Source organism: Gilliamella sp. Choc5-1 (assembly GCF_001690595.1).
Taxonomy (GTDB): domain Bacteria; phylum Pseudomonadota; class Gammaproteobacteria; order Enterobacterales; family Orbaceae; genus Gilliamella; species Gilliamella apicola_M.
Genome location: NZ_LZHH01000013.1, coordinates 1 through 19,308, shown reverse-complemented (window position 1 = coordinate 19,308; position 19,308 = coordinate 1). Strand labels below are relative to the sequence as shown.

Annotated in this window: 17 protein-coding genes; 10 read left to right on the top strand and 7 right to left on the bottom strand. The window is 35.5% G+C overall.

Annotated elements, in window-relative coordinates; genetic code table 11:
* Positions 1–27 precede the first annotated feature (27 nt).
* The 3 genes from recJ to A9G35_RS00970 all read left to right on the top strand — a co-directional run bounded on the left by recJ (position 28) and on the right by A9G35_RS00970 (position 3,700).
* Positions 28–1,764, top strand: coding sequence for a single-stranded-DNA-specific exonuclease RecJ (gene recJ / locus A9G35_RS00980; protein WP_065635321.1), 1,737 nt, complete (start codon positions 28–30; stop codon positions 1,762–1,764).
* A gap of 121 nt (positions 1,765–1,885) precedes the next feature.
* Positions 1,886–3,268, top strand: coding sequence for a UDP-N-acetylmuramate:L-alanyl-gamma-D-glutamyl-meso-diaminopimelate ligase (gene mpl, locus A9G35_RS00975; RefSeq protein ID WP_065635320.1), 1,383 nt, complete (start codon positions 1,886–1,888; stop codon positions 3,266–3,268).
* Positions 3,269–3,340: 72 nt separating this feature from the next.
* Positions 3,341–3,700: a helix-turn-helix domain-containing protein gene (locus A9G35_RS00970; RefSeq protein ID WP_065635319.1), complete on the top strand. Its 360-nt coding sequence runs from the start codon at positions 3,341–3,343 to the stop codon at positions 3,698–3,700.
* A gap of 104 nt (positions 3,701–3,804) precedes the next feature.
* On the opposite strand, the gene A9G35_RS00965 is transcribed toward A9G35_RS00970, so the two are convergent.
* The 3 genes from A9G35_RS00965 to A9G35_RS00955 all read right to left on the bottom strand — a co-directional run bounded on the left by A9G35_RS00965 (position 3,805) and on the right by A9G35_RS00955 (position 7,670).
* A complete protein-coding gene (locus A9G35_RS00965; RefSeq protein WP_065635318.1) occupies positions 3,805–5,172 on the bottom strand; it encodes an L-serine ammonia-lyase in 1,368 nt (455 codons plus the stop codon).
* Positions 5,173–5,335: 163 nt separating this feature from the next.
* Positions 5,336–6,637 (bottom strand): serine/threonine transporter, encoded by a 1,302-nt coding sequence (locus tag A9G35_RS00960; protein ID WP_065635317.1) that lies wholly within the window; start codon positions 6,635–6,637, stop codon positions 5,336–5,338.
* A gap of 640 nt (positions 6,638–7,277) precedes the next feature.
* The gene (locus A9G35_RS00955) at positions 7,278–7,670 is read right to left on the bottom strand and encodes a hypothetical protein (RefSeq protein ID WP_065635316.1); all 393 of its coding nucleotides are present in this window, start codon (positions 7,668–7,670) and stop codon (positions 7,278–7,280) included.
* 158 nt (positions 7,671–7,828) lie between these two features.
* Here A9G35_RS00955 and proS point away from each other — a divergent pair, with 158 nt between their 5' ends.
* Together proS and A9G35_RS00945 are read left to right on the top strand one after the other, a co-directional pair.
* Positions 7,829–9,550 carry a proline--tRNA ligase gene (gene proS / locus A9G35_RS00950; protein WP_065635315.1) on the top strand — a complete coding sequence of 574 codons (1,722 nt, stop codon included), beginning with the start codon at positions 7,829–7,831 and terminating at the stop codon, positions 9,548–9,550.
* Between the two features lie 179 nt (positions 9,551–9,729).
* Positions 9,730–11,181 (top strand): beta-barrel assembly-enhancing protease, encoded by a 1,452-nt coding sequence (locus A9G35_RS00945; protein ID WP_065635314.1) that lies wholly within the window; start codon positions 9,730–9,732, stop codon positions 11,179–11,181.
* Positions 11,182–11,253: 72 nt separating this feature from the next.
* Here A9G35_RS00945 and A9G35_RS00940 read toward each other — a convergent pair whose 3' ends face one another.
* Together A9G35_RS00940 and rluC are read right to left on the bottom strand one after the other, a co-directional pair.
* Positions 11,254–11,916, bottom strand: a complete 663-nt coding sequence (locus A9G35_RS00940) for a histidine phosphatase family protein (protein ID WP_065635313.1) — start codon at positions 11,914–11,916, stop codon at positions 11,254–11,256.
* A 48-nt stretch (positions 11,917–11,964) separates the two neighbouring features.
* A complete protein-coding gene (gene rluC / locus A9G35_RS00935; RefSeq protein ID WP_065635312.1) occupies positions 11,965–12,936 on the bottom strand; it encodes a 23S rRNA pseudouridine(955/2504/2580) synthase RluC in 972 nt (323 codons plus the stop codon).
* Positions 12,937–13,084: 148 nt separating this feature from the next.
* Between rluC and dsbB the strand changes: the two genes are divergently transcribed.
* The 4 genes from dsbB to rapZ all read left to right on the top strand — a co-directional run bounded on the left by dsbB (position 13,085) and on the right by rapZ (position 15,945).
* Positions 13,085–13,618, top strand: coding sequence for a disulfide bond formation protein DsbB (gene dsbB / locus A9G35_RS00930; RefSeq protein ID WP_065635311.1), 534 nt, complete (start codon positions 13,085–13,087; stop codon positions 13,616–13,618).
* Between the two features lie 70 nt (positions 13,619–13,688).
* Positions 13,689–14,345, top strand: coding sequence for a bifunctional tRNA pseudouridine(32) synthase/23S rRNA pseudouridine(746) synthase RluA (rluA, locus tag A9G35_RS00925; protein WP_065635310.1), 657 nt, complete (start codon positions 13,689–13,691; stop codon positions 14,343–14,345).
* Between the two features lie 68 nt (positions 14,346–14,413).
* On the top strand, positions 14,414–15,010 hold the full coding sequence (locus A9G35_RS00920) for an XTP/dITP diphosphatase (protein WP_065635309.1): 597 nt from the start codon (positions 14,414–14,416) through the stop codon (positions 15,008–15,010).
* Between the two features lie 86 nt (positions 15,011–15,096).
* Complete coding sequence (gene rapZ / locus A9G35_RS00915; protein ID WP_065635308.1) at positions 15,097–15,945, top strand: RNase adapter RapZ; 849 nt, start codon at positions 15,097–15,099, stop codon at positions 15,943–15,945.
* A gap of 9 nt (positions 15,946–15,954) precedes the next feature.
* Here the strand turns inward: rapZ and A9G35_RS00910 are convergent, their stop codons facing one another.
* Positions 15,955–16,767, bottom strand: a complete 813-nt coding sequence (locus A9G35_RS00910) for a divergent polysaccharide deacetylase family protein (RefSeq protein WP_065635307.1) — start codon at positions 16,765–16,767, stop codon at positions 15,955–15,957.
* Complete coding sequence (gene envC / locus A9G35_RS00905) at positions 16,767–17,975, bottom strand: murein hydrolase activator EnvC (RefSeq protein ID WP_065635306.1); 1,209 nt, start codon at positions 17,973–17,975, stop codon at positions 16,767–16,769. The genes A9G35_RS00910 and envC overlap by 1 nt, the downstream gene beginning before the upstream one ends.
* 420 nt (positions 17,976–18,395) lie before the next feature.
* Between envC and A9G35_RS00900 the strand changes: the two genes are divergently transcribed.
* A partial coding sequence (locus A9G35_RS00900) for an IS481 family transposase (protein ID WP_065635305.1) occupies positions 18,396–19,308 on the top strand: 913 nt, incomplete at its 3' end.

Here is a 19,308-nt window from a genome sequence, read left to right as displayed (position 1 = left end):
TAGCGCCAATACGCTAGCATATAAAATATGAAAAAAAACAAACTAAAACATCGTAAATTATCAGGATTGCATCCAAAATTTTCAGATGATATTCCATTATTATTACAACGAATTTATGCTTTACGTGGCGTTACTAGTATGCAAGAACTTGACTACGCTACACGTAATTTATGTAATTACGATAAACTGGATGGTATAAAAAAAGCCGTTGAAATTCTTTATTTAGCGATGAAGAATAATGAAAAAATCATAATTGTTGGCGATTTTGATACAGATGGAGCAACAAGTACTGCTTTAATCATCAAAGCGCTTAAAAATATGGGGTGCCAGTCTGTTGATTATATCATACCTGATCGCTTTGAAGATGGTTATGGGTTAAGTGTTTCAATTGTAAAAAAAGCTATTTTACAAAATGTACGGCTTATTATTACCGTTGATAATGGTATATCTGCCATTGAAGCTGTTGATTTTGCTAAACAATCAAACTTATCAGTTATTATTACTGATCACCATTTATGTCCTGAACAATTACCCAATGCAGATGCGATAATTAATCCTAATTTACCCAATTGTAATTTTCCATCTAAGCATTTAGCCGGAGTCGGCGTAGCTTTTTATTTTATGTTGGCCCTACGTGCAAAATTACGCAAAGAAAATTGGTTCACGAATAATAATCTGACCGAATACAATGTAACAAATTTACTTGATTTAGTGGCACTAGGTACGATTGCTGACGTAGTTAAACTAGATCACAATAATCGTATTTTAGTTTACCAAGGCGTAAACAGAATCAGAGCGGGTTATTGTAGTGAAGGGATTAAGGCGCTATTACATATAGCAAAAAAAGAGCCTACATCTATTACTTCAACAGATTTAGCTTTTTATATTGCACCTAGATTAAATGCTGCTGGCAGAATGGATAATATGACATTAGGTGTCGAATTGTTGCTTTGTGATAATTATGATTTAGCAATCAGCAAGGCAACCGATCTTGATAACCTCAATAGCGATCGAAAATTGATTGAACAAACCATGCATAAAGAAGCATTATTATTTATTGATGAAATTGAAAAACAAAACATATCAATTCCTAACTTACTTGTTTTTCATCACCCTGAGTGGCATCAAGGCATTATTGGTATTTTATCTTCACGTTTAAAAGATAAATATCATCGACCAGTTATATCTTTTGCTTCCACCCAAGACGGTTTTCTAAAAGGATCTGGGCGTTCAATTAAAGGGATTCATTTACGTGATCTTATGGATGAATTAAATCAACAACACCCTGATTTAATAGTAAGTTTTGGTGGTCACTCAATGGCAGTTGGATTAACCATACGAGAAGAAAATTTAGCGCGTTTTAAAAACAGCTTTGAGGTACTTTTAAACACACGATTACACCCCGAATTATTAGAACCTATCATTGAAACTGATGGTCAAATAGATACTAAAGATTTTACTTATGCAATTGCCAAACTATTAAAAGAATCAGGTCCATGGGGAGAAGGTTTTTATACACCAATTTTTGATGGTGATTTTATTATTCATCAACAGCGGTTATTTGCAGATAAGCATCTTAAACTACTGCTAGAACCTCAAAACGGTGGGCCTCTCATTGAAGGAGTGTTGTTTAATGTAAATAGAGAGCAATGGCCTGATCAATCAATAAAAAATGTAAAAGTAGTTTATCACTTAGATGTCGATGAATTTCGTGGTAATCAAGCTCCGCAATTAATGATTAAACATCTATGGCCTATCGCATAAGCAAGTGGAATGGATTATAATTACATAATTACGTTAAATTTACACCTAATTACTAGCTAAATTGACAATAGTTATCCAACATTACCAATATAAAAATTATACTACGTATTAAGGACTAAAAATGCATATTCATATTCTTGGAATTTGTGGCACATTTATGGCAGGGATTGCATTAATGGCCCGTTCTTTAGGTCATAAAGTAACTGGATCTGATAAAAATGTTTACCCTCCAATGAGTACACTTTTACAAAAAGAGCATATTGATATTATTGAAGGGTATGATCCATCGCAACTGACATCGACACCTGATTTAGTGATTATTGGCAATGCCCTATCAAGAGGAAATCCTTGTGTTGAATATATTTTAGATAATAATATTCCTTATATTTCAGCACCCCAATGGCTACATGATAATGTGCTATGCAACCGCTGGGTTATTGCGGTTGCTGGTACTCATGGTAAAACCACAACTGCAGGAATGCTCAATTGGATTTTAGAAAAACAAGGCTATAAACAAGGCTTTGTGATTGGTGGAGTACCGGGTAATTTTGAAGTTTCAGCAAGATTAGGCGAAGGCAACTTTTTTGTCATAGAAGCTGACGAATATGACTGCTCATTCTTTGATAAACGTTCAAAATTCATGCACTACTGCCCTAAAACACTTATCATGAATAATTTAGAGTTTGATCATGCAGATATTTTTGATGATCTTAGTTCAATCCAAAAACAATTCCATCATTTAGTTCGTTTAGTACCAAGCAAAGGACTTATCATTTCACCGCAAGAAGATGTAAATTTAAAACAAGTATTAGCAAAAGGTTGCTGGAGTGAACAAGTATTTACTGAATCAGAAACAGGTTGGTTAGCGCAACGTATCAATAACGATGCAAGTCATTTTGCTGTTTACTATAAAAATCAAAAAGTAGGCGAGGTAAAATATTCATTAGTAGGCGAACATAATATGCACAATGCATTAATGGCAATCGCAGCTGCTCATAACGTTGGAATCAAGCCTGCGGATGCTTGTTTAGCATTAGCCTCATTTGTCAATGCCAAAAGACGCTTAGAACTCTACGGTGAAGTTAATAATATCGAAATCTATGACGATTTTGCTCACCACCCAACGGCAATTTTAGCCACTTTAGAAGCATTACGTAGCAAAATTGGGGCAAATCGTCGTATTTTAGCGGTACTTGAACCGCGCTCAAATACAATGAAATTAGGAGTATCGAAAGAAGAGCTTGCACCATCACTTGGCCGTGCAGATGAAATATTCATCTTTCAACCAGAGCAACTACCTTGGTTAGTTGCCGATGTCGTTGATGCTTGTATTCAACCGGCTTATTGGACAGGTGACATTGATTTACTGGTTGAAATGATCACAAAATCAGCTCGAGCAACAGATGCAATTTTAATTATGAGTAATGGTGGTTTTTATGGTATTCATAAAAAGCTTTTAGAAAGTTTGGAAAAAAAACAAATTAAAAATGACGAAGAATCATAATTAATCCAATATAATATTTCTAGCAATATGTGATATACCATATTATTTGGTATATCATGCTAAGGATGTTTCATGAATGAAAATATCGACATAATTGCTACATTATGCCGCAGAATAAAAATGGCAAGAATTGATAAAAACCTATCTCAACAAGAACTTGCTAAAAAATCTAATATTGGCATTGCAACAATCAAACGAATTGAGCAAGGTGAATCAATTACATTACAAACATTAATTTCTGTTCTTCGTGGATTAGATGAACTTGATCAGCTTAATAATTTACTTGCTTATAACGAACTTATTCACAACACATCGATAGAGCAACCAAAACGAAAAAGAAGACAAAAAACAATAAAAACAGAAAAAGTAAATGTGCTAACAGAAAATGATTTTCTGCGTTCTAATGTCAATACTATGCGTTGGAAGCATTAAATCAAAGTAACCAAGTACACTTATAATTAACTACCGCTGATTAAAACTATTTAAGTCTTGGCCGATTACAAAATCGGCCAAGACAATACAACAAATAACGAAAGCTAATTACAATGAACAGTAATTGCAAGCCCACCACGCGATGTTTCTCGATATTTGGCATTCATATCTTTACCTGTTTCGTACATCGTTTTAATTACTTTGTCTAACGATACTTTGGCGGCTGTGATTCGTCTTAAAGCCATTCTTGTTGCATTGATTGATTTTACTGCAGCAATCGCATTACGCTCAATACAAGGTACCTGCACTTGACCAGCAACAGGATCACAAGTCAATCCTAAATTATGCTCCATTGCTATTTCTGCTGCCATACAAACTTGTTCAGGGTTCCCACCTAAAAGTTCAGCAAGTCCAGCTGCAGCCATAGAACAAGCAACGCCAACCTCGCCTTGACAACCAACTTCTGCACCAGAAATCGATGCATTAATTTGGTAAAGTTGCCCAATAGCACCACATGTCAAAAAGAATCGAATGTAAATATCAGGTGTTACTTCGTTGATAAATTTATCATAATAAGCAAGTACTGCAGGAATAATGCCACATGCCCCATTTGTTGGTGCTGTCACCACACGTCCACCCGCGGCATTTTCTTCACTTACGGCAAGTGCAAACATATTTACCCAATCAATAATAACCATTGGATCACTAATAATTTTATCTTTAGTAGTAGACAATTGACGATATAATGAAAACGCACGACGAGGAACTTTAAGTGGTCCTGGCAATAACCCTTCGGTATTCATTCCACGCTTAATACACTCTAAAATAGTCTGCCCAACACGAGAAAAGTACGTCTCAATTTCTTCATAAGAGTGCAATTGCAGCTCATTTTTCATCATAATACTAGAAATTGATAATGAATTATCTTCACAATGCTTTAATAATTGCTCTGCTGAAGCAAATGGATAAGGAAGTTTTACAGAATCTTGCTCTTGTTGACCAAATTTTTCCTCTTCAACAATCTTTCCTCCTCCGACAGAGTAATACGTTTTTTGAAATAATAACGTATTGCCATTATAGGCACTTAGCGTCATACCGTTTTCGTGTAACGGTAAAAATTTAGAATGAAACACCATACAACTATCCAAAGGAAAATCGATTTCGTAACGATTATTATAGATAGGTAAACGATCAGTTTGACTTAATGTTTCGATAAAAATAGGAATATTATCAATATTAACCGTGTCAGGCATTTCACCAGCTAACCCCATAATGATAGCAATGTCGGTTTGATGCCCTTTACCCGTTAGTGACAAAGAACCATAAACATCCGCCACAATTTTTGTTACTGATGGCATCATTTCATTACTAATAAGCTGATCTATAAACGCTTTGCCTGCTCTCATTGGTCCTACTGTATGTGAACTTGAAGGCCCAATACCAATTTTAAATATTTCAAATACCGAACTCATATTTTTCCTTTTTAAGGCAGCACAAATTAATCGCACTAGCCTAGTTATACCTTTGTAAATTTACTTATAAGTTTTTTATTAATAAAACACCACTCATCGACATATACGAAAGAATTTTGCCGATAAAAAACCAATAGATTATCTATAGTCAATTAAACAAATTTTATAGCAAATTATAAATAGCTGCTGAAATCGCAACAATGCCCATCACAACAATAAAAATATTACTTAGTTTGCCACGATATTTTGCCAATACGGGTAATTTATGAATGGCATACATTGGCATCAAAAATAATAAGATTGCTAAAATTGGACCACCAAGTGACTCAATCAAACCTAAAATACTTGGATTTAGTGTTGCAACGCCCCAAGCTGTTACAAACATAAAGGCAATAGCTAATTTATCAAGTTTCTTTTCTGAAATTGTTTTATTACGGCTACGCAAGAATTTATTAACAACACCATTAAATCCTTCTTTACCACCTAGATAGTGACCTAAAAACGATTTAGCCATGGCAATAAATGCAATTGGAGGGCCTATATACTCAATAACAGGTGAATTAAATCGATTAGCCAAATATGATAACGTTGAAATATTTTGAGCTTTTGCATCTAAAAGTTCAGCAGGCGACAAGCAAAGTGCACAACTAAAAACAAAAAACATCACTGTTACAACCATCATGATATTGCTTGCTGCAATAATTCTAGTACATTTAGGTTCAGCATAAACTTCACCATATTCTTTACGTTTAGCGACCGCTAAAGATGAAATAATTGGTGAATGATTAAATGCAAAAACCATAACAGGAATAACTAACCAAAGCGTCATTAAAATACTTTGTCCACCATCGCTAGCACTACTAAATGACCAATTAGCAAAAAGTTCACCATTCCACTCAGGAATTAAAAATAGCGCTAAAATCATTAAAACAGCAATAAATGGAAAAACTAATATCGACATAACTTTAACGATAAGCTCTTCACCAAATTGAACAATCAGCATTAAAAATGCGACTAAAACAAATGAAAGTAAAGCCCTTGGGATCGATGACATGCCCAGTTGATTAACCATAAAACTATCAACGGTATTAGTAATACCAACACTATATACCAATAGTATTGGATAAATTGCAAAAAAGTAAAGAACAGTGATCCAATTTCCTGCTGTGCGCCCGAAAGCTTCTTCAACCACAACGGTAATATCACCTTCACGACTTTTGCCCGATAAAACAAATCGGCATAAAGCCTGATGCGCAAAAAAAGTCATAGGAAATGCAAGAACCAACATCACTAATAGCGGAATTAAACCACCCACACCAGCATTAATTGGCAAAAAAAGCACACCTGCGCCAATGGCGGTACCATAAAGACTCAGCATCCATAATGAATCACTTTTTCGCCATTTAGGTAATGCTGACTCATTATTGGCATTTGTTACGCTATCATTTGTCCTTAGCTTACTCATTTTTGTTACTACTCCTTAATCTAAAATTCGGCGCATATGATATCAATTTAATATTTTTTACAAAGTGATCAACATCACATAAATAACAAAAAATCAAATATAATCAACAAACTAAATAGTATCAAGTTTGATACCTAATAACTTAAAAATAATTAAAATATCAATTTTGATTCAAAGAAATTGCGCAAAATACTTGCTATAACGCAAATTTAACTAAGATTAAATAAAAGCAGTTAAATTTAATAAACAACCCAATGGATATTTATATAATCTAACGATTAGTAATTAATAGAAAACCTCAACGTTAAGTAATAAACGTGACGACAATAAAAACATGGGCTATGGTATTAAACACTTATTTTGGCTAACAAGGCTACAGCAGATATGTTTAAACAAAATTTTTTCGCAAGCACCAAAAGCAATATGCATAGGCACTTATGATAATTTATAGCATAATCAGCAAATAAGTCAGGATTTAAAAGATAGAAAACAAAAATTTAAGAACAATTTATTAATAATTAAATTACCGTAAAATCGCATAAAACGGTTTCCTGTAAAATGTCTTAAATGTTTTTAGAAGATTATTTTAACTATGAAGTGTAAACAACTGGGTGTTTTCCTACCTATTAAAGATTGTATTTCAATCAAGAATTGAATCATAATAACAAATTATTCCTGTTTCTAAATTCTCAATTTCTAATTCGCCGCCGGTTAGAATTTCACCGCCAGAAAAATAACTTGGCTTTGTTTTTAGGATAACTTTTCCCAAAAGCTTATCATTGTAATAAAAATACCCTTCATTACTAATTTTATAAAGATCATCAGGTTCTATTAATCCTGTGCCACAAGGACAATTGATATAATCTAACCGACGGCCATCTTTAGTTTCGCAGCCATCTCCTCTCCAACCAAAATCCAAAATTTCATCATAACTTAAATCAGTAAAATGATAGATAATAAATTTAATTGGCTGGTATAGTACCAAAACCACAAAAAAGGCAGTAATGAAGTGCGATAAATTTAATTTCTTCATATCAATTCCATTTAATTACTAATGCTAATAATTTACAATTAATCTTTACTATTCACAATAATTACCAATAAAATTGCTTCAGTGTTGCGCTTGGTACTGTTAAACTAACTCACATTTTTATTATATTTATAACTAAATTATTTTTTCGGGATAAATTTATGCGAACCAGTAAATATCTTCTTTCTACGTTAAAAGAAACCCCTGCTGATGCAGAAGTCATTAGTCATCAATTAATGCTACGCGCCGGTATGATCCGAAAAGTTGCGGCAGGTTTATATACTTGGCTTCCCACTGGTTACCGAGTCCTTAAAAAAGTTGAAAATATTGTCCGTGAAGAAATGAACAAAGCAGGAGCCATTGAAGTGCTTATGCCCGTTGTACAACCAGCAGATATTTGGCAAGAAAGCGGGCGTTGGGAACAATATGGCCCAGAGCTATTACGCATTAAAGACCGTGGCGATCGCGATTTTGTGTTAGGGCCAACTCATGAAGAGGTCATTACAGACTTACTACGTAACGAAGTCAGCTCATATAAACAATTACCACTTAATGTATATCAAATTCAAACAAAATTCCGTGATGAAGTTCGCCCACGTTTTGGGGTTATGCGCTCACGCGAATTTATTATGAAAGATGCCTACTCATTTCATACCACACAAGAATCACTACAAGAAACGTACGATGACATGTACAAAGCCTATAGCGCCGTGTTTACGCGTGCAGGCTTAAATTTTAGAGCGGTTCGTGCTGATACTGGATCGATTGGTGGCAACTGGTCACACGAATTCCAAGTATTAGCCGACAGCGGTGAAGATGACATTGTGTTTTCAACCGAATCTGATTATGCGGCTAACATAGAAATGGCTCAAGCATTAGTACCAACACAAAAAAGAGCAGAGCCAACTAAAGCCATGGAGCTTATCGATACACCTAATGCCAAAACGATTGATGAATTAGTTGAACAGTTCAATTTATCAATTGAAAAAACGGTTAAAACATTAATGGTTAAAGCCACAAAAGAAAGCGGACACCAACTTGTTGCATTATTGGTTCGAGGCGATCACACCTTAAACGAAATCAAAGCCGAAAAAATCGATATTGTTGCCTCGCCATTAGAATTTGCAACGGAAGACGAAATCCGCGCCATTGTTAACGCAGGACCAGGATCGTTAGGACCAATTAACTTAAATATGCCTATCATTATCGACCGCGATGTCGCTGTCATGAGTGACTTTAGTGCGGGTGCGAATATCGATCATAAGCATTACTTTAATATTAACTGGCAGCGTGACGTTGCCCTGCCGCGTATTGAAGACATTCGCAACGTAGTTGAAGGTGACATCAGCCCAGACGGCAAAGGCACATTACAAATTAAACGTGGTATTGAAGTTGGGCATATATTCCAACTTGGTACTAAATACTCGCAAGCAATGAAAGCCACCGTCCAAGGTGAAGATGGACAAAATCACGTTATGATCATGGGGTGTTACGGCATTGGCGTTAGCCGAATTGTGGCAGCTGCTATTGAACAATGCCATGACGATCGTGGTATTATTTGGCCTGAAGCAATCGCCCCATTTAGCGTTGTCATTATTCCAATGAACATGCACAAATCCGAAAAAGTTCAAGCAACAGCCGAAAAACTTTATGCTGATTTACAAGCTGCTGGCATTGAAGTTTTATTTGACGATCGTAAAGAGCGCCCTGGCGTGATGTTTGCTGATGCGGAACTAATCGGGATCCCTCACACTATCGTAATTGGTGAACGCAACCTTGAAAACGGCGAAGTTGAATACAAACACCGAGCTGGCGGTGATAAAGAAATGGTAAAAGTTGACAATATTATCGATTTTATCAAACATCGCTGTCAATTAGCTTAACTTTTGAAATAACCGTCAAAACACAACAGCAATAAGCCAATTACTGTTGTGTTTTTATATCTAGCTATCGAAACGACTATCTCATAAAGATTAAATTCGCTTTAAAAATTCAAAGTGATATTGTGCTTTTTTTCAGCTAAAATGTATTGAAATAAATCTTATCTTAATTGGTTGAAATAATGTTAAAAAAAGTCATCGCATTTACACTATCTACCTCGTTACTATTACAAAGTACCCCTATCGTTTATGCTGATAATATCAACCTACCTGATATAGGAACCGCAGCAGCTACAACCCTTAGTATTGGTCAAGAAATGGAAATGGGTGACTACTATATGCGCATGTTGCGAAATAGCACCCCAATAATCAATGATCCCGTTCTAAACCAATACATTAATGATCTAGGAAAAAAATTAGTCGCTAAATCAGAATCAGTAAAAACACCTTTCCATTTTTATATTATGAAAAGTGATGTACTTAATGCCTTTGCCTTTTTTGGTGGTAATGTTGTCATTCACTCTAAACTAATATTAGATACGGATAATGAAAGCCAATTAGCCTCGGTTATGGCTCATGAAATAGGTCATGTTACCCAACGCCATTTAGCGCGAGCAATGGAAAACCAAAGCCGTACAAGCCCTTATGTGTGGGGAGCAACATTAGGCTCGATTTTACTGACTTTAGCTAACCCCGAAGCAGGCATGGCAGCAATGACTAGCACCATGGCGGGTTCAGCGCAAAATATGATCAGCTTTACACAAAGTAATGAGCAAGAGGCGGATCGTGTTGGCCTTAGGACACTATCAAAAGCAGGATTTGATCCTTATGCTTCATCTGAGTTTTTACAAAAACTCGCCGACCAAAGCCGTTTTAGTAGCAAACCACCAGAAATATTACTCACTCACCCACTGCCTAATAGCCGAATAACAGATATTCGCAATCGCTCCTTACAATACAATAAAAAGAATATAACACCATCATTAAACTATTATTTAGCTAAAGCACGTTTAGCAATTTTAATTAATAACAAAAAAAATGCAGGCCAACTATTAATACAATCTTATAAAAAGCTAAATAATGAACAAAGCAATATTGCCGCTATTTATGGTAATGCTTTAGCTGACAACCTTAGCGGTAACAACCAAAAAGCCAAACAACAATTGCAACCATTACTAGACAGTGACCCGAATAACATATGGTATATTGATTTAATGACCGATATTGATTTAGCACTCAACAATAGCAGTGCTGCCATTACGCGCTTGCAAGCGGCACTAAAAAAAGCCCCCGATAGCTCGGCATTACAATTGAATCTAGCAAATGCATATATAAAAAATAAAAATTATCAACAAGCGGTGAGTTTATTGCATCGTTATACTTTTGACCATAATGACGATATCAATGGTTGGGATTTACTTGTTACTGCTTATGGAAAAATACGTTCAAGAGCGCAAGAAATGAGTGCACAAGCAGAAATTAGCGCATTAAGAGGCAATTTTAAACAAGCGATCACTATTTTACAAAATGCAAAAAATCAAACTAAAGGCAATCAAGCAATGATTTCGAAAATAGATGCAAGAATCAATCAATTACAACAACTGCAAAAACGTTACGCTGCTTATGCACGATAAGTGAATTGAATTGCGCAACAATACCACCTCGACTCATGATGAAAAGGCTCACTAGTCGAGGTATAAAAATCTTTATCTTTGAGTCAAATGATCCACGTTATTATAGAATTTTACCGTAAATTCGCCAGTAGCCTGATCATCATCTTGCTTATAGTTAACCACACTAATGCTGGTATTTAACATTCGTGGAAAGTACTCTTCATCACGATGTAAACGCCAATCACCGCCATTTAAAACACAAAGCAATATACGCAATACCGTACCATGCGACACAACTAAAATATTTCCTGAATCTTGTGGTGCATTTTGCACAATGGTATTTAATGCTTGCTTCATACGAGCTAAAATATCAGCGTAATTTTCGCCTTGATTGACTGACGCATCAAAATTAGCCGGATCAGTTAAATAAACGTTAAACTCGGGCACATCTTGTTTTAAAGTAGGCACATGCTTACCTTCCCAAAGTCCAAAATCCATTTCGCGCAGATCGGCAAGCTCAAAAGTATCAATGGCTATATTATTTTCATTAACAATATAATTACGGGTATCGACAGCACGCTTTTGTGGGCTTGAATAAGCCTGCATAAAAGAAATATCTTTTAAATGTTGCCCTGTTAATTTAGCACCTAAAATGCCTTGCTCAGTTAATGGTGAATCTTTTGAACCTTGCATCTGGTCTTTAATATTCCACTGCGTTTGACCATGTCTAATTAAATATAAATTGAGATCTTTCATTCGTATACCTTTTTTATTTTAAGATTCTGTTTGCTGATATTTATTTTTCTAAGAATATTTATCTTTTCTAAGACAAGTTAAACAGTACTGTAAAGCATCATCCATAGGTGCATTTAATTGCATCTCTTGTTGGCTTTTAGGATGAATAAACTTGACACTTGCGGCATGTAAAAATAACCGACTAAGTTTAGTACTAGCTAACAACGCATCAAATTGCTTATCACCATAACGATCATCAAAAGCAATAGGATGATTAGCATATTGAGTATGAATGCGAATTTGATGTGTACGCCCAGTAACGGGGCTGGCTTTAATCAAAGTGGCAAAATCAAAACGTTCTTCAACTTTAAAGCGCGTTTCTGACGGTTTACCCTCTTTATCAACTTTTACCACTCGCTCGCCGCTTTTCAACACATTTTTAAGTAAAGGCGCCTGAATCACCTTACATTCAGAAGGCCAATTCCCCTTAACAAGGGCCAAATAATTTTTTTTCATTTGCTTAAGGCGTAACTGTTCGTGTAACGCTTTTAATGCCGAGCGTTTTTTGGCGATCAGCAACACACCCGATGTTTCGCGGTCAATACGATGCACTAACTCCAAAAACTTCGCTTCGGGCCTTAATGCGCGTAATCCTTCGATCACACCAAAACTCAAACCACTACCACCATGAACAGCAATACCTGATGGTTTATTAATCGCTAATAAAACATCATCTTCATAGATAATTGCCTTTTCTAAATCAGCTACTTTATTAAGCTTGGTTGAAATTTCAGGTGTGGTTTTTTCAGCTATGCGAATAGGAGGAATACGAATTTCATCACCAATATTTAATTTATACTCAGGCTTAATCCGCTTTTTATTAACACGTACTTCGCCCTTTCTTAAAATACGATAAATCATACTTTTTGGCACACCTTTTAAATAGGTGATTAAAAAGTTATCAATACGTTGTGTCGCATTTTCCTCTGAAATAGTAACAAATGAGACTTGCAATTTTGTTTGTGGAGCATTTGAGTCCATAAGAAATGATTAATCCGCCATCAATAAATAAAGTCGTTTACATTATTCAAAAATAAACTACACTATCGGCATTAAGGAATAACGATAGATAATATCCAATATAATTAAAGTAAAATGATTATAACGGAATATGGGGGAATAAAATAGTATGTTATCACTGCTTAATCAATACTCACAAAGCAGACTTGCTTGGTTCTTATTGTTCTTTTCCACTCTTAGCTTTGAAATAACCGCGCTTTATTTTCAACATGGTTTAGGACTAGCGCCTTGTACGCTTTGTATTTACCAACGCTGTGCCATATTTGGCATTATGTTAGCGAGCATTATTGGGCTTATTGCGCCTAAATACACAATTATTCGATTAATCGGTATTTTTATTTGGCTTTTTAGCGCTTATAAAGGATTTACTTTAGCAATATTTCATGCCCATCTACAATTTGAACCAAACTTAAGCGACACTTGCTCAATCAACGTCCAGTTTCCAACTTGGTTACCGTTAGACACATGGTTTCCTAGCTTATTTAATGCTTATGGTTCTTGCGCCGATAAAATTTGGACATTTTTAACTATCGAAATGTCACAATGGATGATTATCATCTTTGCTTGCTATATTATCACCGGCTTAGCCATATTAGTATCGCAGTTCTTTTCCGCACCTAAAACCTCAATTTGGAGTAAATAACGCCACTAGCGATTTTCGTTGATTTTGTTAGAATGTGTGACAATTTTATTTTACAATTTGTCACACAAAAATGCTTTTGGAATATCACCCACCTATCGAACCTTGGCTTTCTATTTTATATCAAGACGATCACATTGTTGTGGTCAACAAACAACCGGGTATCTTATCGGTATCAGGAAATAAACCGCAATTTATTGATAGTATTATTCACCGCCTACAACAAAAATATAGCTATGTCGAATCAGTACACCGACTAGACATGGCAACTAGTGGGATTATGGTTGCAGCCTTATCGAAGCTTGCCGATCGTGAAATAAAAAAACAGTTCAGAGAACGCATCCCCAAAAAAACCTATATTGCTGTTGTTCATGGACATCTTGAGCATGGCACTGGTCGCGTTGAATTACCTCTAATTTGTGACTGGCCCAATCGCCCAAGGCAAATGGTCGATGTTGAAAACGGTAAGCACGCACTAACAGAATACCAAGTCATTGCTCGCAACCCTGACAACACAACGCGAATACAATTATTCCCATTTACAGGACGATCACACCAATTACGCGTTCACATGCAAGCGATTGGCCATCCTATTTTGGGTGATAAATTTTATGCACATTCTGAAGCTTTTGCCATGTCAAAACGGCTGCTATTACATGCCCAACGCCTAACAATCAATCACCCCCAAACGGGGGAAAGTATGACTTTTAGTTGTGAACCCGAGTTTTAGAACGAAAATAATGCAAATAAAACGGCTTACGCTAATAGCCAACTCCCATTAAAATAGAGGAAATTAAAATGCAAAAAATTGTATTAGCAACCAACAACCAAGGCAAAGTGAATGAATTACAAAAATTACTTGCTGATGCTGGTTTTGATATTGTTTCACAAAGCCAATTTAACGTCCCTGATGCTGATGAAACAGGCTTAACATTTATTGAAAATGCTATTTTAAAAGCAAGACATACCTCAAAATTAACCGGTTTACCTGCCATTGCCGATGATTCAGGCTTAGCGGTCGATGCACTTGGTGGAGAGCCAGGGATCTACTCAGCACGTTATGCTGGTGAACATGGTAACGACAAAAGCAACAATAACAAGCTTCTTGTTGCATTACAAAACGTCCCCAAAGAAGCCCGCACAGCTTACTTTTATTGCGCACTGGTCTTTATGCGACACGAAGCCGACCCAACGCCTATCGTCTGTTTAGGCAAATGGAATGGCATAATCTTAAATGAACAACAAGGTGATGGTGGCTTTGGTTACGATCCGCTTTTTTATATTCCAGAATTAGGCTGCACAGCAGCGCAGCTAACTAAAGAACAAAAAAGCCAAATATCACACCGAGGACAAGCACTTAAACAACTAATAGCTCAAATAAAAACAGAATATTAATGATTGAAATATTATTTATATTCAAATTGTATATCCTAAAACAAACAGTATATAATTAATGCATTAATGAGATTGGAGTTAATATTGTGATTCTAATGATAGTAAGTGGTCGCTCTGGTTCAGGCAAAACAATAGCCCTACGAGCCTTAGAAGATATGGGATTTTATTGTGTTGATAATATTCCCGTTGCGCTATTACCGCAATTAGCCAACTCATTAAAAGATAACAACACACCAGTAGCTATTAGCATTGATATACGAAATTTGCCTAAAAATTTTGACGTTAATAATGACATTTTTCAACGCTTACCGCAATCAGTAACACCAGAAATCATTTTTTTTGATTGCGGTCGCAACACCCTAATTCGACGCTATAGCGAAACACGACGCATACACCCACTCTCTAACCAACAATACTCCCTTGAAGAAGCTATTGACCTTGAAGAAACTTACCTAGAATCGTTAAAATCACACGCAAGCCTTGTTATTAACACCGATAGCCTTTCGGTTCACGAACTATCCGATCTATTAAGAGAACGCATTTTAGGTAAAAAAGAGCGAGAATTAACCATTATATTTGAATCATTTGGCTTTAAACATGGACTACCCATTGATGCTGATTTTGTATTTGATGTTAGATTTTTACCCAACCCACATTGGGATGTTTGTTTGCGCCCACTAACAGGACTCGATAAGCCAGTCAAAGAGTACTTACAAAAATACAACGACGTATCCGACTTCATCAACCAAACGGCCAATTACCTTAATCAGTGGTTGCCATTACTAGAAAAAAACAACCGCAGTTACTTAACCATTGCCATTGGTTGCACAGGTGGACAGCATCGTTCTGTTTATATTGCTGAACAATTAGCGGCATTTTTTAAAGCCAAAAACAAACAAGTGCAAATACGGCACCGAACTTTAGAAAAACGCTAAAAAACAGACCTATTCCTCAATCAGCTTAAGGTTTGTAACCGCCTCAAACTGATGTTTGCATTTTTCAACAATCTCTTTCAAGGTCATTTTAGGTCTTTCTGAAATAGGTATAGTTAACTCACTAAGTCTAGTCAATTTAATATCCGCAGGCAAGCTAGCCAACTTTGCCCTTAACACATTAACCGTCTGCGGATGTGGGTGGCCAATAACAATCGCTACGCCATTTTTACGTGCCAATTTTACTGCCAAATCAAATTGCTGACTAATTGAGCTTTCAGTTTGCGTATCATCCAAAAAAACATCACGCGTTAATACAGCAATGTTATAGCCTGCTGCGGCTTTTTTAACTTGAGTTTTACCAATAGTTTTACTATCTAAAAAAAACAACGAATAACCACTCAGCGCTTTCATCACATTTATCATACCAGGCAAATTCGATGTCATTAAACTGCCCATATGGTTATTAACGCCAATGGCATAAGGCACCCGAACAATAGCATTATCCACAATGGTTTTAACTTGGCTTTCACTCATCGAGGGGAACAAGGTGTCCTTTTCTAACCGTTGTTTACTAATTGGTGCCATGGGCAAATGGATAATCACATCATTACCATGTTTATGAGCTAACGTAGCAATGCGTCTAGCATTAGGCGAATGTGGTAAAACAGAAATGGTAATAAAAGGAGAAAGCCCAATAATCTGCTCTTCATTATGTTGGCGATAGCCAAAATCATCAATAACTATTGCAAGTTTTGCTGCCCAAGCATTGTGTGTATTTAGTATCAATAAACTTGTAATAAAAATGACTATAAAATAACGCACTATTTTAACCACCCACTTGGATCAAGCGCCTTACCATCACGACGAATTTCAAAATATAGTCCAGATGTGTTTTGTCCACCACTTGAACCAACTAATGCAATAGGTTGTCCACGTTCGATTTTATCACTTACCTCAACCAACATGCGCTGATTATAACCATATAAACTCATATCACCTTTTCCATGTTCTAACGCAACGACAAAGCCATATCCTTGTAACCAACTTGCCAAAATAACCCGACCATCAGCAACGGCTTTAACTTGAGTACCTTCTTTTGCATTAATCACCATTCCTTTCCAATGTAGTTCACCTTGAAGCAACTCTCCAAATCGATGCATAACCCTACCATTCACAGGCCAATTAAACTGATGTTGTGGCTTACCAATACCACTTACACGAGCCATTAATCCTTTTTCATCAGAATTAAGAGTATAACTTTGGTTCTTCTGTTTTTCTTCAATATATTTTGCTTGTTTTGCTTCTTTTTCTGCTATGCTTCTACTTTCACGTTCTGCTTGGGCAATTTTTTCTTGTAATTTAACTTCATTATTACGCAAATCAACTAATTTTTGTTGGTTTAATTGCATTGATGCTTCAAGAGTAATTATTGTGCTTTGACGATTTTGACGCTTTTTTTCAAGCCCTGCTTGTTGTTCTTTCTGTTTGATTTGTAATGTTTTATGTAAGGCTTGTTTTTTTTGCAATTCAATTCTTTTCTCGTTCAATTGGGTTTGCGTATCTTGAAGGTCGTGAATTTGCTGTTGTCGAACTTGGTTGATGTAACCATAATAAGTAATTATGCGATCATTACGTTCACTTTTTTCGCCCGAAAAAATCAACTCTAAACCAGTTATGTTTCCTAGTTTAAATGCGTTTTCTAGTTGTTTTGATAATATAGTTCGTTGCTGTTTTTGTTTTATTGTTAATTCATCAATTTTTTTAACCAAATTATTGATCTCTTGATCTATTTTTATAAATAATAAATCGTTTTTTTCAATTGATGTTAAAAGTTTAGCAATTTCTGTTTCTTGTTTTTTTAAATTATTAATCAGTTCAATACGTTCTTTTTTTTGTTGTTCTAAACGCCTTTCTTGTTCTTTAATAGCAGAACGTAAAGATTGAAGCTGTTGATTATCATCAGCATACAAAAAACTTATTTTTATTAGTCCAATAAAAATAATAACTACAATTTTTTGACAAATAGACATGGCGTTGTATTTATAATTTATAACCAAGTAATAATAATTGTTGCCACTATACCGATAAATAACTAAAGATGCAAAATGAAAACCACCAACTAAATATATTGTAATATTATTTGTGCATTTATTCGTTTTAGTTTGATTTGTGTTATCGTGATATATTCAAAAGCAATTAATGAAAATTATTCTAATATAATGAAAAATAAATATTTTTCTATAGAAATTAGTCAAAAACACTTTAATTTATAAAATCTTGATTGATAATTTCTAAGCAGAATCTTTTAAAGATAACTATCAGGAAATTAACTATAACAACAAAATACTCATCCCAATTTAAATATAAATAGTTAACATTACTTTAATTTGTAATAGTCTTTACTTAATCTGACATTTAAGTTATTTTATAACACAAAAGGAGAGTCAGAAATGAATCAAACAGCCAAAATTATTAAACCAAAATTAGGACTACTAGAATTAGCTAAACAACTCGGTAACGTTCAACAAGCTTGCAAAGTCATGGGATACAGTCGAGATAGCTATTATCGCTTTAAAAAACTGTATGAGCAAGGGGGTGAGCTTGCGCTTCAAGAAATCAGTCGTAAAAAGCCTATCGAAAAAAATCGGGTAGAGCCACATATAGAACAAGCCGTTGTCAATATGGCTTATGAATATCCAGCTTATGGGCAACATCGAGTTGCCAATCAACTTCGTCAAGAAGGCATCATGGTGTCAGGGAGTGGGGTACGCTCTATTTGGCTACGTCACGATTTAGAAAGTTTTAAAAAACGCTTAATAGCCCTAGAAACCAAAGTGGCACTAGAAGGATGTGTGCTCACGGAAAATCAATTACAGGCCCTTGAAAAAGCCAAAGCATCAAAAGAAGCGCATGGTGAAATTGAGACACATCATCCGGGTTATTTATGTGCACAAGATACCTATTATGTAGGGCATATTAAAGGCATAGGGAAAATATACCAACAAACATTTATTGATACCTATTCCAGACTCGCTTTTGCTAAAGTCTATACCGAGAAAAACAGTCTGATTGCTGCCGATATGCTCAATGATAAAGTCCTTCCTTTCTTTGACAGCGAACAAGTGCCACTTTTACGCATTCTTACCGACCGAGGGACGGAATATAATGGCCATAAGGAGAGCCATGCTTATGAACTTTATCTTAATCTAGAAGATATTGAACACACCAAGACCAAAGCCTACAGCCCACAAACAAACGGTATTTGTGAGCGATTCCATAAGACGATGAAAACAGAATGTTATGATATTTTATTTCGACGTAAGATTTACACGCAATTGAGTGAAATACAAAACGATATTGAGC

What these genes read in the sequence shown, in the direction of transcription:
- recJ (WP_065635321.1), top strand. Translation starts at nt 28, where the DNA reads ATGAAAAAAAACAAACTAAAACATCGTAAATTATCAGGATTGCATCCA.
- mpl (WP_065635320.1), top strand. Translation starts at nt 1,886, where the DNA reads ATGCATATTCATATTCTTGGAATTTGTGGCACATTTATGGCAGGGATT.
- A9G35_RS00970 (WP_065635319.1), top strand. Translation starts at nt 3,341, where the DNA reads ATGAATGAAAATATCGACATAATTGCTACATTATGCCGCAGAATAAAA.
- A9G35_RS00965 (WP_065635318.1), bottom strand. Translation starts at nt 5,172, where the DNA reads ATGAGTTCGGTATTTGAAATATTTAAAATTGGTATTGGGCCTTCAAGT.
- A9G35_RS00960 (WP_065635317.1), bottom strand. Translation starts at nt 6,637, where the DNA reads ATGAGTAAGCTAAGGACAAATGATAGCGTAACAAATGCCAATAATGAG.
- A9G35_RS00955 (WP_065635316.1), bottom strand. Translation starts at nt 7,670, where the DNA reads ATGAAGAAATTAAATTTATCGCACTTCATTACTGCCTTTTTTGTGGTT.
- proS (WP_065635315.1), top strand. Translation starts at nt 7,829, where the DNA reads ATGCGAACCAGTAAATATCTTCTTTCTACGTTAAAAGAAACCCCTGCT.
- A9G35_RS00945 (WP_065635314.1), top strand. Translation starts at nt 9,730, where the DNA reads ATGTTAAAAAAAGTCATCGCATTTACACTATCTACCTCGTTACTATTA.
- A9G35_RS00940 (WP_065635313.1), bottom strand. Translation starts at nt 11,916, where the DNA reads ATGAAAGATCTCAATTTATATTTAATTAGACATGGTCAAACGCAGTGG.
- rluC (WP_065635312.1), bottom strand. Translation starts at nt 12,936, where the DNA reads ATGGACTCAAATGCTCCACAAACAAAATTGCAAGTCTCATTTGTTACT.
- dsbB (WP_065635311.1), top strand. Translation starts at nt 13,085, where the DNA reads ATGTTATCACTGCTTAATCAATACTCACAAAGCAGACTTGCTTGGTTC.
- rluA (WP_065635310.1), top strand. Translation starts at nt 13,689, where the DNA reads ATGCTTTTGGAATATCACCCACCTATCGAACCTTGGCTTTCTATTTTA.
- A9G35_RS00920 (WP_065635309.1), top strand. Translation starts at nt 14,414, where the DNA reads ATGCAAAAAATTGTATTAGCAACCAACAACCAAGGCAAAGTGAATGAA.
- envC (WP_065635306.1), bottom strand. Translation starts at nt 17,975, where the DNA reads ATGTCTATTTGTCAAAAAATTGTAGTTATTATTTTTATTGGACTAATA.